The sequence below is a fragment of the Caloranaerobacter longqiensis genome (assembly GCF_050286925.1).
Taxonomy (GTDB): domain Bacteria; phylum Bacillota; class Clostridia; order Tissierellales; family Thermohalobacteraceae; genus Caloranaerobacter.
Genome location: NZ_JBFWFX010000019.1, coordinates 15,517 through 28,577 on the forward strand (window position 1 = coordinate 15,517; position 13,061 = coordinate 28,577).

At 27.3% G+C, this 13,061-nt stretch carries 13 protein-coding genes, 1 pseudogene and 1 CRISPR repeat array; of the genes and pseudogenes, 8 read left to right on the forward strand and 6 right to left on the reverse strand.

The annotated features are described in order from the left end of the window. Positions 1–9 precede the first annotated feature (9 nt). Genes cas4 through cas2 form a run of 3 tightly spaced genes read left to right on the forward strand, consistent with a single transcriptional unit; the run spans position 10 to position 1,788 of the window. Positions 10–528 (forward strand): CRISPR-associated protein Cas4, encoded by a 519-nt coding sequence (gene cas4, locus AB4Y15_RS11795; protein ID WP_427340549.1) that lies wholly within the window; start codon positions 10–12, stop codon positions 526–528. Positions 529–530: 2 nt separating this feature from the next. Next, positions 531–1,523, forward strand: a complete 993-nt coding sequence (cas1b, locus tag AB4Y15_RS11800) for a type I-B CRISPR-associated endonuclease Cas1b (RefSeq protein WP_427340550.1) — start codon at positions 531–533, stop codon at positions 1,521–1,523. A gap of 1 nt (position 1,524) precedes the next feature. Continuing rightward, positions 1,525–1,788: a CRISPR-associated endonuclease Cas2 gene (gene cas2 / locus AB4Y15_RS11805; RefSeq protein ID WP_035164500.1), complete on the forward strand. Its 264-nt coding sequence runs from the start codon at positions 1,525–1,527 to the stop codon at positions 1,786–1,788. A gap of 319 nt (positions 1,789–2,107) precedes the next feature. Then, a CRISPR array of direct repeats spans positions 2,108–4,578; the repeat unit is 29 nt; unit sequence GTTTTATATTAACTATGTGGAATGTAAAT. A gap of 498 nt (positions 4,579–5,076) precedes the next feature. On the opposite strand, the gene AB4Y15_RS11810 is transcribed toward cas2, so the two are convergent. Beyond that, positions 5,077–5,229 (reverse strand): hypothetical protein, encoded by a 153-nt coding sequence (locus tag AB4Y15_RS11810; RefSeq protein WP_427340551.1) that lies wholly within the window; start codon positions 5,227–5,229, stop codon positions 5,077–5,079. A gap of 307 nt (positions 5,230–5,536) precedes the next feature. Between AB4Y15_RS11810 and AB4Y15_RS11815 the strand changes: the two genes are divergently transcribed. Continuing rightward, on the forward strand, positions 5,537–5,872 hold the full coding sequence (locus AB4Y15_RS11815) for a hypothetical protein (RefSeq protein ID WP_427340552.1): 336 nt from the start codon (positions 5,537–5,539) through the stop codon (positions 5,870–5,872). 10 nt (positions 5,873–5,882) lie between these two features. On the opposite strand, the gene AB4Y15_RS11820 is transcribed toward AB4Y15_RS11815, so the two are convergent. Beyond that, the gene (locus AB4Y15_RS11820; protein WP_427340553.1) at positions 5,883–6,389 is read right to left on the reverse strand and encodes a flavin reductase family protein; all 507 of its coding nucleotides are present in this window, start codon (positions 6,387–6,389) and stop codon (positions 5,883–5,885) included. 134 nt (positions 6,390–6,523) lie between these two features. Here AB4Y15_RS11820 and AB4Y15_RS11825 point away from each other — a divergent pair, with 134 nt between their 5' ends. After that, positions 6,524–8,152: a methyl-accepting chemotaxis protein gene (locus AB4Y15_RS11825; RefSeq protein WP_427340554.1), complete on the forward strand. Its 1,629-nt coding sequence runs from the start codon at positions 6,524–6,526 to the stop codon at positions 8,150–8,152. Between the two features lie 80 nt (positions 8,153–8,232). On the opposite strand, the pseudogene AB4Y15_RS11830 reads toward AB4Y15_RS11825, so the two are convergent. The 4 genes and pseudogenes from AB4Y15_RS11830 to AB4Y15_RS11845 all read right to left on the reverse strand — a co-directional run. Then, positions 8,233–8,601: pseudogene (locus AB4Y15_RS11830) on the reverse strand (manganese catalase family protein); the annotation flags it as partial. Between the two features lie 50 nt (positions 8,602–8,651). Next, positions 8,652–10,196, reverse strand: coding sequence for a recombinase family protein (locus AB4Y15_RS11835; protein WP_427340560.1), 1,545 nt, complete (start codon positions 10,194–10,196; stop codon positions 8,652–8,654). Positions 10,197–10,206: 10 nt separating this feature from the next. Next, positions 10,207–10,644, reverse strand: a complete 438-nt coding sequence (locus tag AB4Y15_RS11840) for an ImmA/IrrE family metallo-endopeptidase (protein ID WP_427340555.1) — start codon at positions 10,642–10,644, stop codon at positions 10,207–10,209. 21 nt (positions 10,645–10,665) lie between these two features. Further along, positions 10,666–11,304: a helix-turn-helix domain-containing protein gene (locus AB4Y15_RS11845; RefSeq protein ID WP_427340556.1), complete on the reverse strand. Its 639-nt coding sequence runs from the start codon at positions 11,302–11,304 to the stop codon at positions 10,666–10,668. 225 nt (positions 11,305–11,529) lie between these two features. Between AB4Y15_RS11845 and AB4Y15_RS11850 the strand changes: the two genes are divergently transcribed. The 3 genes from AB4Y15_RS11850 (at position 11,530) to AB4Y15_RS11860 (ending at position 12,760) form a co-directional block, all read left to right on the forward strand. Next, positions 11,530–11,727 (forward strand): helix-turn-helix domain-containing protein, encoded by a 198-nt coding sequence (locus AB4Y15_RS11850; RefSeq protein WP_427340557.1) that lies wholly within the window; start codon positions 11,530–11,532, stop codon positions 11,725–11,727. 68 nt (positions 11,728–11,795) lie between these two features. Beyond that, positions 11,796–11,951, forward strand: a complete 156-nt coding sequence (locus tag AB4Y15_RS11855) for a hypothetical protein (RefSeq protein ID WP_427340558.1) — start codon at positions 11,796–11,798, stop codon at positions 11,949–11,951. A 68-nt stretch (positions 11,952–12,019) separates the two neighbouring features. After that, positions 12,020–12,760, forward strand: a complete 741-nt coding sequence (locus AB4Y15_RS11860; protein WP_427340559.1) for an ORF6N domain-containing protein — start codon at positions 12,020–12,022, stop codon at positions 12,758–12,760. The last annotated feature ends 301 nt before the right edge of the window (positions 12,761–13,061 follow it).

The following is a 13,061-nucleotide window of genomic DNA, read 5'->3' on the forward strand; positions in this document are numbered from 1 at the left end:
ATATAACTTATGGAATTTAATCTAAATGATTTTAAAGTTCAAGGAGTAAAAGTAAATTACTATTATATATGCAAAAGAAAATTATGGTTATATTCAAAAGGAATAACTATGGAGCAAAATAGCGAGAGGGTAATGATAGGTAAATTAGTTCATGAAAACTCTTACAAAAGATTAAAGAAAAAAGAAGTATTAATAGATGATATGTTGAAAATAGATATCTTAGATAATGATTACGTAAGAGAAGTAAAAATAAGTAGTAAGATGACAAAAGCTGATAAAATGCAGCTTATTTACTATTTGTATTATTTAGATAGTTTAGGAATAAAGAAAAAAGGATTAATAAACTATGTAAAAGAGAAAAGACAAGAAGAAATAGAACTAACTGATGAATATAAGGATGAAATCGAAAAAGCTTTAATTGACATTAAAGAAATTTTACAAAAGAGAAAACCTCCTGAATTGGTTAAATTACCATATTGCACGAAATGCGCATATTATGAATTTTGCTTTGCAAAAGAGGAGGTGTAGTTATGTCAAGGGATTTTTATATATTCAACAATGGAAGGTTAAAAAGAAAAGATAATACAATATATTTTATAGATTGTTTAGAAAATAAAAGAGCATTACCTATTCAGCAGATAAACAGTATTCACTTATTCGGAGAAATAGATTTGAATTCTAAACTTATAAATTATTTATCACAATATGGAATAATGCTTAATTTTTACAATTATTATGGCCATTATTCTGGTACTTATTATCCAAGAAAAAAGAATGTTTCAGGTTTTACATTAGTAAATCAGGCAGCTCATTATAATGATTATGAAAAAAGACTTTATATAGCAAAATCATTTGTAGACAGTGCTGCTCATCATATTCTAAAAAATATGAGAAGACATAAAGAAGGGATAGAGGATTTAATAGAGAGAATACAAATTGAAAGAAATAACATAGAAAAGGCACAAAAAATAGATGAATTAATGGGGATAGAGGGAAGAATAAGAAAAAGTTATTATAAGTCGTTCAGTAAAATATTAAAAATATTAAAATCAGATTTTGATATTCAAAAAAGAGAAAAAAGACCGCCAACTGACCCAGTAAATGCGATGATATCTTTTGGAAATAGTTTAATGTATACAACTGTATTGTTTGAAATATACAAAACACAACTAGATCCGACAATAAGTTATTTACATGAACCATCGGTTAAAAGATTTTCATTAAGTTTAGATATATCAGAAATATTTAAGCCGCTGATCGTTGATACAGTAATATTTTATTTAGTAAATAATAGAGTAATAACATTTGATGATTTTGATATAGATGAAGGAATTTGTTATTTAAATGAAGAAGGTAAAAAGAAATTTATTTCCGAATATGAAAGGAAATTAGCTACAACTATAAAACATAGAAAACTAAAAAGAAAAGTATCTTATAGAACATTTATAAAGTTGGAATGTTATAAACTTATTAAACATTTTATAGGCGATGAAGAATATAAACCTTTGAAGGCATGGTGGTAGTATGTTTGTTATACTTACATATGATGTTGGGGAGAAAAGAGTTAATAAAGTTAGAAAGAAGTTAAAGGAATACTTAATTTGGACGCAGAATTCAGTATTTGAAGGGGAAATAACAGAAGGAAAATTGAAAAAGTGTCTTTATGAAGTAAATAAGATTTTAAACAAGCAAGAAGACTCTCTTTATATTTATGAAATTAAAACATCTAGTCATATAAAGAAAAAAGTGATTGGTATTGATAAAAGTTTTGATGATATTTTTTTATAATAATGGGGGAATATATACTTTGTTAAATTGTGAATGATTTAAAATATAATTTCCGCAATGAATTTCAACAAAATCTACTTTATAATCTATTTAAATTGAAGATTTTGTTTTAAATTATAATTGAAAAATTTTAAGGTTGCAGTAAAGTGATTTTAATTAAAAAAGTTATGAAACTCAAGAAATATCTTAATCAAAAGGCTATTAATTTATATTTCAAAAAACACTATCGCAACTTTACTGCAAAAATACTAATTATAATTGAATTAAAGTATGCTGTGAACTTTTAAATTGCTTATAAGTAGCTATTATAAAAATGGGGGTTTTATATTAACTATGTGGAATGTAAATTAATTGCTAAAGTTAGTGTTTTATAAAAATTATATTGTTTTATATTAACTATGTGGAATGTAAATAATATTGTCATTGGTAGATATACAAAAGTTGTTTGTTCGGTTTTATATTAACTATGTGGAATGTAAATGGTAATAAGACACTATCACGTTTAGTTAATATGGGTGGTTTTATATTAACTATGTGGAATGTAAATGTAAATTTAAATCTTTTATCGGATTCAGAAAAAAGAGTTTTATATTAACTATGTGGAATGTAAATTTAAAAATATCTTTAGAAAAAGCTTCAAGTTGTTAGTTTTATATTAACTATGTGGAATGTAAATATATAATTATTAGCTACATCATGCATATTTAAGCATACGTTTTATATTAACTATGTGGAATGTAAATACAAACTGTGATACTTTTAAACCTAAAGCATCTTGGTTTTATATTAACTATGTGGAATGTAAATCAGCAACTGAATTACAATTAGAATATGATTTATATAGTTTTATATTAACTATGTGGAATGTAAATTTTTAAACGGTCTTTTTTTATGTCCAAAGGTGGTGAGTTTTATATTAACTATGTGGAATGTAAATAATTTAGAGGGTTTACGCACATAATAACAAAAAATGGTTTTATATTAACTATGTGGAATGTAAATGTTGATGAAACAACAGAGCAGATTGTATTCGGTGAAAAGGTTTTATATTAACTATGTGGAATGTAAATTATAGGGTGCGAGGAAATAAAATTCAGGTGAAAATAAGGTTTTATATTAACTATGTGGAATGTAAATTTTTTTAGTTTCGTTACGTTGTTATTTTGGGTTTGGGTTTTATATTAACTATGTGGAATGTAAATATTCTCTTTAAGATATATAAAAATTAGGAACTCCCTAGTTTTATATTAACTATGTGGAATGTAAATTTCTAACTATGCACATCAAAGAATAATGACTATATTTTGTTTTATATTAACTATGTGGAATGTAAATGGTTTAAGTTCAGTTTTTAAACTTCATACTTGCCCTCGTTTTATATTAACTATATGGAATGTAAATAATGAGTTACTAGGCTTAATTATGAAGATGAAAGTATGAGAGTTTTATATTAACTATGTGGAATGTAAATGAGATTTTTCTTGATTTGTTACGTAGAAGTGAAGAAGGTTTTATATTAACTATGTGGAATGTAAATCATCAACTTATGTACTGAACCCTCAATAATCAAATAGTTTTATATTAACTATGTGAAATGTAAATTGTTTGAAGAAAAGTAAGAATAAAGAATAAAAATCTTCGTTTTATATTAACTATGTGGAATGTAAATTCTTTTGTTATCACATAGTACATCCTATCACCTTCTGTTTTATATTAACTATGTGGAATGTAAATACTGAAATAGCATATTACATGGATGATGGTAAACCTGTTTTATATTAACTATGTGGAATGTAAATTTAAAAGATTTAGCAATAGAGTATTGCGAAGGAACAGTTTTATATTAACTATGTGGAATGTAAATAGAGTATGGTTTGCATATGTTTTGTGGTGAGCAAGGGGCAGGTTTTATATTAACTATGTGGAATGTAAATGAGTATTTGAGAAAAGAGAAGATAAGTTTACGATTGGTTTTATATTAACTATGTGGAATGTAAATGAAATTATTTATTGAAATTATTTATTAAGGTGGGTTTGTTTTATATTAACTATGTGGAATGTAAATTATAATAAAGCATTGAAAATTATTTACGGTGAGGAAGTTTTATATTAACTATGTGGAATGTAAATTGTGCGTATTTTTACTGTGATCTTTTAGACTTGAAGGTTTTATATTAACTATGTGGAATGTAAATGATAGTTGTCCTTACGTAAAGCAAGGTCAACAGCTTGTTTTATATTAACTATGTGGAATGTAAATTACATGATATACTGTTGTTAGAATAAAAAAATAAAAAAGTTTTATATTAACTATGTGGAATGTAAATATTTCATATTAACACCTTCCGACCTTTTCGCATAATGGTTTTATATTAACTATGTGGAATGTAAATCCTGTTCCACCATAACTACCCCCTTGAAGTTATTTGTTTTATATTAACTATGTGGAATGTAAATGGAGCAGAATATTTGTATATGGTTCAGGATTTATATTGTTTTATATTAACTATGTGGAATGTAAATATTCGTGAACAAGTAAGTTTTGTGTATCTGCCTATGGTTTTATATTAACTATGTGGAATGTAAATAAAAATATTAAATTAAAAAATAATCAATTATGGTGTCCGGGTTTTATATTAACTATGTGGAATGTAAATAGTTCATGGCTACAAACAATCTTTTGTTCATTTTCTGAGTTTTATATTAACTATGTGGAATGTAAATAATTATGAAACACTAAAAAAATTAGCTGATTTGTTTAGTTTTATATTAACTATGTGGAATATAAATTTTCACCAATACACCTATTTTCATTCTATGATGACGAGTTTTATATTAACTGTTAAACAGTATTTTATTTTATCCTAAAACAAACCAAAAACAGCAAATTATTTCATCTTATGTGTATTCGTCGGATTAAATAATTTGACTAAAAAAATGTAAGATTATTTAATCTAAATTAATGAATAAACTGAAAAAATTGTCAATGAGAACAAAATCCCAATTTAAATAAATTATAAGGTGGATTTTATTGAAATCCATTACGGAAATTATATTTAAAATTATTTGCAATCTAATAAGGCATATAATTTCCTATGGATTATAAGATAAAGGGGAAGCACATACTACCAAGTTTTCTCTAAATTCATATAGAAAGGTATTCTGTTATATGAATAGCTTAAAAAAGATTTGCAAGCTACTACAAATGAAAAAAATCATAGATATTCTAATCTATATAAAAACCTTGCTATAACACCACTGTTGTTGCGATAATAGTTTATATTTTATTTATAATTTTGCATCTACTGTTTTATATACTTGTCTATCTAATAGTAGCACAATACATTTTTGAACGTATGCATCTACTCTATATCTTGTATATTCTGTATATACATATTTATCTCTTCTATGGGTCCCTTTCTTTAACAGTATAATAATCATGATATTCTCTAATGTCAGGATCTTCGCAACATTCTATCACTTTTAAAGGTTTATAAATTCTATCGGCAAAGATGTTAGAAGAAATACTAATAGTTAAAGTTAAAAGAATTATTTTTTATTAACAGGAGTGTTCCCATATAATTATTATTTTACAAAATGACCCCAATTTTCTATATAACACCATATCTATCTATTTTTAAATATAGTGTAATATGATATAATATTTTATAAATATTTGAATATACATCTAATACAATGTTATTTTTTATTTGTTTGTAAAAAATAATTTCAAAGGAAGTGTAATAATATGAGAAAAAATATAATTTTATTGATTTTATTAAGCTCTACTTTGCTATTGGTTTATCACAACGGATCAATAAATACTAATATTAACTATGTTTCTAATAATGTAAAAGAAAAAAAAGATGCTGGTTATATCAAAAGAGTTATAAATATAAAAGATGAAAAACATAATAAAATATACTATATTAAATCAGGTAAACCTATGATAGAAATACATTGCGAAATGCCTAATGTACAAATTGATAAAAGCAAAAAATATAGTTTAATATTAGTTGATCCAATAGGAGAAATAAAAAATAAAAATCCTCGAATAATAGAAAAGCCAAGTTTACAAAATTAAGACTTGGCTTCTATTCTTTTATATAGCAAGCGACTATTTCGCCATAATATAAAATATGGTAGTTTTGATTCGGATAAAATTTTTGTTTGATATGTTCATCAATTAGTGCTGGTTCCATAGCTTGTTGATAGACTACTTTACATTCATAATGTAATTCGCAATCTCCAACAATAGGAGTTGATAAAACCTTACCATTTTCGCATGATAAATTACACTCTTTAAATTTATCAAAATCTCTTCCAGATTTTGTACCACAGAAAGCTAATTCTTTTTTTAAGTCTTTATTTAAAGGAACACTTATAGTGAATTCTTTTGCTTTTTCCAAAAGCTCATATGTATATCTTGAATAACGAACAGCTACTGTGAAAATTGGTTTATTCCAAATAAATCCTATATTCCCCCAACCTATAGTCATTGTATTAATTTTGTCTTTGTGTTTAACAGTTAAAAAGGCTCCTTTTGGTAGTTGTTCGAGCACTTCTTTTGAATACTTGTGATAAGCAATATCTTTATACATTTGAATTCCCTCCTATAAATTCTTTATATAATTATATAATATTTATTTTTATCTGGCATTAATTATTAGAATAATAAATTGAAGGAATTTTTAGAATAAAGTCGAATTATTAGTTAAAACGGGGAGGGATTCAAATGAAATTAAAATTTTTTATTACAACATTTATAGTATTTATATTGGGTATGGCAACGCCTTGGATAATAACAGGGGGGAATTATGCTGTAGAATTGACAAGGTTTGAACTTTTAGTAATATTTGTGGTAGCTTTAGTAATTCCTTATATATTTACACTATTGATGGGAAAGCTTCAAAAGGTGTATATTGTGAAAACTAGCGAATTAGTAGATAGAGTTGCACAAGGCAATCTTACTCAAACTATAAAAGGTGGTTACGATAAAGCATTTAAGGAAATTGTAGTATCATTAAACAAAATGATAGCTAATATCAGAAGCTTAGTAGGAAAAATGCTAGTTGCTTCGGATAAAGTTTCTACTTATTCTTGGAATATAGCAAAAGACTATGAGGTAGTAAGTCAATCTATTGAAGAAATATCAACAACTATAAATGAAATTTCTCAAGGACTTGAACTTCAAGCAGAAAGAGCTATGAATACTAAGAATAGCACTATGCAGATTGTTGAAAGCTCTCAGACAATTGCTAACTTTGCTAAAGATACATATTCTATAACAAAAGAAATGAAAGAAAAGATAAATGAATCTGGAGAAAAACTTCAAGAATTAATTGATAATTTGGGAAATAGCGAGAAGAACAATGTTGAATTGGCTGTTGAAATAGAGAATTTGAACCGTGATGCTAAGGAAATAAAGGACATAATAGCTATAGTCAGTGGAATAAGTGAGCAAACAAATCTTTTAGCATTAAATGCTGCAATAGAAGCAGCAAGAGCAGGAGAAGTAGGTAAAGGGTTTGCAGTAGTAGCTGAAGAGGTTAGAAAATTAGCAGAAGAATCTGAAAAATCTGCTTCTAAAATAAGACAGATAATAGAAAATATATCTCAAAAAATAGATCGTATAGCTGAACATATTGAGATGCAGGTTACAGATATGAAAAAAAATGTTCAATATGCTGAAGAATTTAGGGAATTATTTGACAAAGTTGAACAAACATCTGATGTTACTTTAAATTCTACAGAAGAGATACTAAAATTATCGGAAAGTGGTATTTCAAATGCTCGTAAAGTAGATGAACTTATGGAAGAAATATCTGCGGTTACACAGCAGACTGCAGCAGGAATGGAGGAAATAAATGCTTCCACTCAAGAAGAAGTGAATTTAGTTAAGGGAATTTCTAAGTCAGTAGAAAAATTGACTAATATGTCAAAAGAATTAATTGAGTTCATTACAGAAATTGAAGGAAGCTATAAAATCAGTCAAGATGATGAAAAGAGGATAGAGGATGCTGAAAAAGTATTAAAAGATTTAACAGTAGAGTGTGGACTAGATAATCCAGAAAATAAGAAAAGAGTACAGGAGTTTATTGATAATATAAATAGAAAATATGATAAACTCTTTGAAGTAGTTGTTGTATTAGATTCTAAAGGAGATGTAAAGGGTTCTACTATAGCTATTGATATAGATAATTTAGCTCATAGACCTTACTTTAAAGAAGTTATAAAAGGCAATTCATATATTTCTAAACCTTATATTTCTATTATGACAGATGACTACTGTGTTACAGTTGCTATTCCTATAACATTTAACGGGCAAGTAAATGGCGTAGTTGCTGGTGATGTGAAACTTTAGATATTATGAAAATGACCCCTTAAAGTAGATAGTATAAAAACAATAATCTACTTTAAGGGGTTATTTAGTTACAAAAAAGTTTAATAATATTTTTTGTTATTCAAACATTCTTGTACGATATCTAATGTTTCACCAAATCTTTGAAAGTGGACAATTTCTCTTTCTCTTAAAAATCTTAAAGCGTCTTTGACACCAGGATCGTCGCAAATATTGATTAGATATTCATAGGTTGCCCTAGCTTTTTGCTCAGATGCCATATCTTCATGAAGATTTGCTATAGGATCATCTTTAGACTGTATAAATGTAGCAGTCCAAGCATATCCTGATGCATCATGAGGGAAAGGGCTTTTACCATGATTTACATAGTGTGCTTCAAGTGGAGTACCTTTTATGTTTTTTATAGGAACGTCTTTTATAAGTTTCCATACGATAGTTCCTATAATTTCCCAATGTGCAAACTCTTAAGAACCATCATGTTATCAGTGATAAACACAAAAAATTATTCAGGTAATTTAGGATATAAATCTAAAGTAAAATCATCTATTTTACCACTCCAACGCCCACCTTCTTTTTTTATATAAATTACTTTGTCTATTACTTCTTTAAGCAGTTCGTTTTTTTCTTTAGGAGATTCTAAATTCCAATACAATTCGATTACTTTCTCAATTTTAGGTATTAAAATTTTCTTGTTTTTTTCTGTAATATAAATATTATTTAGTTTTTCTTCTAATTCTTTTTTATTAGTTTTAACAGTATTAATCTTGTCATTTATAATTTTTGACCTTTCCAAGAACGTTTCAACAGAATATACTCCTTGTTCTAATAAATCATGTAAACTATTAGACTGTTTTTTTAAAGTTTCTAATTCTTTATTGAGATTTTCTATAGATTTTTTTATTATATCTATTTCTAGATTGTTTTCTTGTTCTCTTTCTTTAGAATTTAAGTCTAGCTTATAGTTATTTAACCATAATTCTAACGTTTTGAGTAATTTTTTTTCAACTAAATATAAATGAGAACTTACATTCGGGCAAGTAGGGCCAACACACATTAGAGTATCAGGATAATTTTTATGAGGTCTACGGTTCATTTTTCTACCACATATGCCACAGACAATTAATCCAGCAAGTGGATTTTTAGTAACATATCTAGTTGGAATTGGAAGAGCTGAATTTTCTGACAAATATTTTTGTGCAAGATTAAATGTATCATCATCAATTATTGCTTCATGTAAACCATCAACTAATATCCAATCTTTTTTATTAGCACGTGGACGTTTTTTTATTATTTCGCCATTTATTACTTGCTTTATTTGAGGGCGAGAATTCCAACGAATTTTACCTATGTAGACAGGGTTAGATAGTATACCTCTGATTGTAGAAGTAGTCCAATCTCCACCTTTTCTGGTAGGAATTTTCATCTCGTTTAATTTACGAGCTATGATAGATACACCAATTCTGTTAGGTTTTGTATACCAATCATATATCAATTTAACTATTTTTGCTTCATCGGGTAGTATTTCTAATGTATAACCTTTCTGGTTCTCCAATCTTTTTCTTTTATATCCATAAGGGGCTATATTCCCTAAATATTTTCCTTCTTTAACTGATTCTAATCTACCTCTTTGTAATCTCCTATTGATTGTTTTATATTCACGTCTTGACATAAAAAGACCAAATTCAAAATATTCTTCGTCAAACTCATTACTAGGGTCATATATTTTCATAGGTGTAATAATCTTGGTGTTAGTATATTTGAACGCTTGTGCGACTATGCCTTGGTCAATAGTATCTCCACGTGCTAAACGTTCTACTTCTACTACAAATACACCTTCCCACATACCGTTTTCTATATCAGTTAGCAGCTGTTGCATAACAGGTCTAGCTGATATAGTTTCTCCGGATACAATTTCTCTATAGATTTTAGTAATATTTAATCCCATTTTTTTTGCCAATTCAAACAAAATTTTTTCATGCCTTTTTAAAGTTTCACCTTCTCCTCGAGCTTCTGCTTCTATATCGGCTCTTGACTTTCTTAAATACATACAATACAATTTAAAGCCTCCTTCCGAATTTTAATTTTATCAATTCTTCAGTAACTCCTAAATAACAAGCTAGTTGTTGTATTGTTGTACCTTCACATATTTTAATGTCATCAGGAATCAAAAGTTCGGCAGCAAATTTATTTGCTTCAATTTCAATTTTATCTTTAACTAGGAGATGATTATCATTATAATAACTTGTTGATAAATTAGTATGTAATATTAAATGACCTAGCTCATGGGCGATAACTATTTTTTCTTCCTCTATAGTTAAGTTATTTGATATAAAAATAAATTCATTATTAAATATATCTCTAAAAAACCTCCCTTTTTCTCCAGATGGAAGTTCTTTTTTAATTAACATAATTTCTAATGCATCTAATAATTCATATACATTTCTGGTTTGATACAATTCTATTAGCCCATTTACAATATCTTTTATCCAAGTCATCATATCACCTCGCAAGATATTTTATTGCCGTCTTTTTTTCTTTTCCAGTGATAATTTCATGGCTAGCAACATATCATTTGCGAGTTCCATAATTTCTTCTTCTGACATATTATTCAAATCATATCCTCCATAAGCCATTAGAACAGGTTGTTGTAGAATGAATTTAAGAGCTTCTTCAGGAGTATCAAGTTTTAAGGATTCAATAAACTTTGCTTGTTTTTCATCTAGTAATATACTTACATGTACTCCTAGTGCATTGGCTATTTGTTTTAAAGAATCTAAACTAGGGTTATATCTGTCGCGTTCTAAATCTGCTAAATAAGAACGCGATAAATTGCTTTTTTCAGCTAATTCTTTTTGAGTTAATCCTTTTTCTTTTCTTAATTTTTTAATCCTTTTTCCTATTTCTGTATTATTTTCTGAATGTATTTTATTTTTTTGTGTCGCTAATTTCGATTCGCTCATTTCGTCAAAAAATTCATTTATCGATACACCTAAAGCTTCTGCTAACTTTTCGAGAGTTCTAGTGTTAGGATTAGCATTTTTACCGGTAAGAATGTCATGTAATGTTGAATGTGCAATACCTGCTTTTTTAGCCAATCTGTATTTACTCCAACCTTTTTTCTCTAATATTTTTATAATTCTATTTCTATTAAACATAAAATCACCTCATATATCTTGTTATAACATATTTCGTTATATCTATATATTAATTAAAATATTTCGTTATGTCAAGAAAACAAAAGGAAAACAAAGCAAATGAGATATATTCTTATTTAATATGTTTTTAAAACGAAATATCACTATTGAAATTATTTCGTTACACAATATATAATATACTCAAACGAAATATTTCGTTAAAAAAACATAAAGGGGGATAAATATATGACTGTAGGAGATAACATAAGAAGAATTGCACAAGAGAAAAACATTTCATTTTATAGAATTTGCAAAAAAGCAAGAATTTCTAGTTCTTATATGAGTGAGTTAGTTAATAACAAAAGAAATAATCCTTCTCTTATAGTTTTGAAAAAAATTTCTGATGCATTAGAAGTTCCGATTGAAGAGTTAATTAAAAGTTAAAAAGTTAATAGGAAATCAGAATAGGACAAATTTTTTACCGCATAGGATTTAGTGAGGGGGTGTAAATAATGATAGTTGCTGAATACAAATTAGGCAATACAACAATAAGAATACACGATGATGCTTATAAAGATAAAACAAAAGAAGATATAGAGAGAATTATAAAGAGAATTGAAGAGATAGGTAGGCGAGGAATTAGAGTTGAAGCAATGCAAAGAACATAAGATAAGTTTTATTACAAATTTAATTTAGGGTGGACAAGCATAATAAATTCGACAAAGGGGGTTTTAGAATGAATGATTTAGTTATTATTGAACACAACAACCAAAGAGTCTTAACTACTAAACAATTAGCTGAAGCATATGAAACAGACATAAATAATATTAAAGTTAATTTCTCTAGAAATGGAGACAGATTTGAAGAAGGTAAACATTATTTCGTGTTAAGAGGTAATGCATTAAAAGAATTTAAAGACAGGGTTACTGATAGTAACATTGTTGGGAGAAATGCAAATCAGCTTTATTTATGGACAGAAAGAGGAGCATTAAGACATGCAAAAATACTTGATACTGATAAAGCATGGGAAGTTTATGAAAAGCTAGAAGAAACATATTTCAGAGCAAAGCAGATGACACAAACTTTTAAAGAATTGAGCCCACAATTACAAGTACTTATAAATTTAGAACTAAAGCAGAAGAAACTAGAAGAAGAAATTGCAAGTGCAAAAGCTGAATTAGATACAGTTAAGCACAGAATAGATAACATAGACAATGTAAATCTAATAGGTGATTTAAGGCAAAGATTAAATGCTATGGTAAGAAAATACGCTAGAGAAAAAGGTATTAATTACGGTAAGGCTTGGAGCGAATTCAAGAAAGCATTTAATACAGCATATCATACTAATTTAGAACTATGCATGACATATACAAAGAAGAAACATGGATTAAAGGATATAACAATACCACAATATTTAAGCATTGAAAGTCTTTTAGAAGATGCAATAAGAGTAGCAGACAAGATGCTTAATAGTTAAATAATAGGGTGGACAAGCATTTAGAAGGAGGTTTAAAGATGACAATAGAGCTTGTTATGAGAATGTATAAAAAGGTACCATTACGGTGTGTGCAGATGGAGAACCATTAATAACTATGAAAGAGGATGCAGTAGTAGATAAAAGATTACCTCAATATTACCAAAAAGTAATAGAGAATTGCAGAGAGGAGGTGAAATAGATGGATAAAACATATTTATTAGCAACGTTACCTGAAAGGATTGAAGAAATTGAAGAATTGATTGCCGAACTTGAAAAGAGAGTGGCTGAACTGGAGCGACAA

Coding starts and splice junctions, on each gene's coding strand:
- cas4 (WP_427340549.1), top strand. CDS start 10: ATGGAATTTAATCTAAATGATTTTAAAGTTCAAGGAGTAAAAGTAAAT.
- AB4Y15_RS11835 (WP_427340560.1), bottom strand. CDS start 10,196: ATGTATTTAAGAAAGTCAAGAGCCGATATAGAAGCAGAAGCTCGAGGA.
- AB4Y15_RS11845 (WP_427340556.1), bottom strand. CDS start 11,304: ATGTTTAATAGAAATAGAATTATAAAAATATTAGAGAAAAAAGGTTGG.
- AB4Y15_RS11840 (WP_427340555.1), bottom strand. CDS start 10,644: ATGACTTGGATAAAAGATATTGTAAATGGGCTAATAGAATTGTATCAA.
- AB4Y15_RS11860 (WP_427340559.1), top strand. CDS start 12,020: ATGAATGATTTAGTTATTATTGAACACAACAACCAAAGAGTCTTAACT.
- cas2 (WP_035164500.1), top strand. CDS start 1,525: ATGTTTGTTATACTTACATATGATGTTGGGGAGAAAAGAGTTAATAAA.
- AB4Y15_RS11850 (WP_427340557.1), top strand. CDS start 11,530: ATGACTGTAGGAGATAACATAAGAAGAATTGCACAAGAGAAAAACATT.
- AB4Y15_RS11855 (WP_427340558.1), top strand. CDS start 11,796: ATGATAGTTGCTGAATACAAATTAGGCAATACAACAATAAGAATACAC.
- cas1b (WP_427340550.1), top strand. CDS start 531: ATGTCAAGGGATTTTTATATATTCAACAATGGAAGGTTAAAAAGAAAA.
- AB4Y15_RS11820 (WP_427340553.1), bottom strand. CDS start 6,389: ATGTATAAAGATATTGCTTATCACAAGTATTCAAAAGAAGTGCTCGAA.
- AB4Y15_RS11810 (WP_427340551.1), bottom strand. CDS start 5,229: ATGATTATTATACTGTTAAAGAAAGGGACCCATAGAAGAGATAAATAT.
- AB4Y15_RS11825 (WP_427340554.1), top strand. CDS start 6,524: ATGAAATTAAAATTTTTTATTACAACATTTATAGTATTTATATTGGGT.
- AB4Y15_RS11815 (WP_427340552.1), top strand. CDS start 5,537: ATGAGAAAAAATATAATTTTATTGATTTTATTAAGCTCTACTTTGCTA.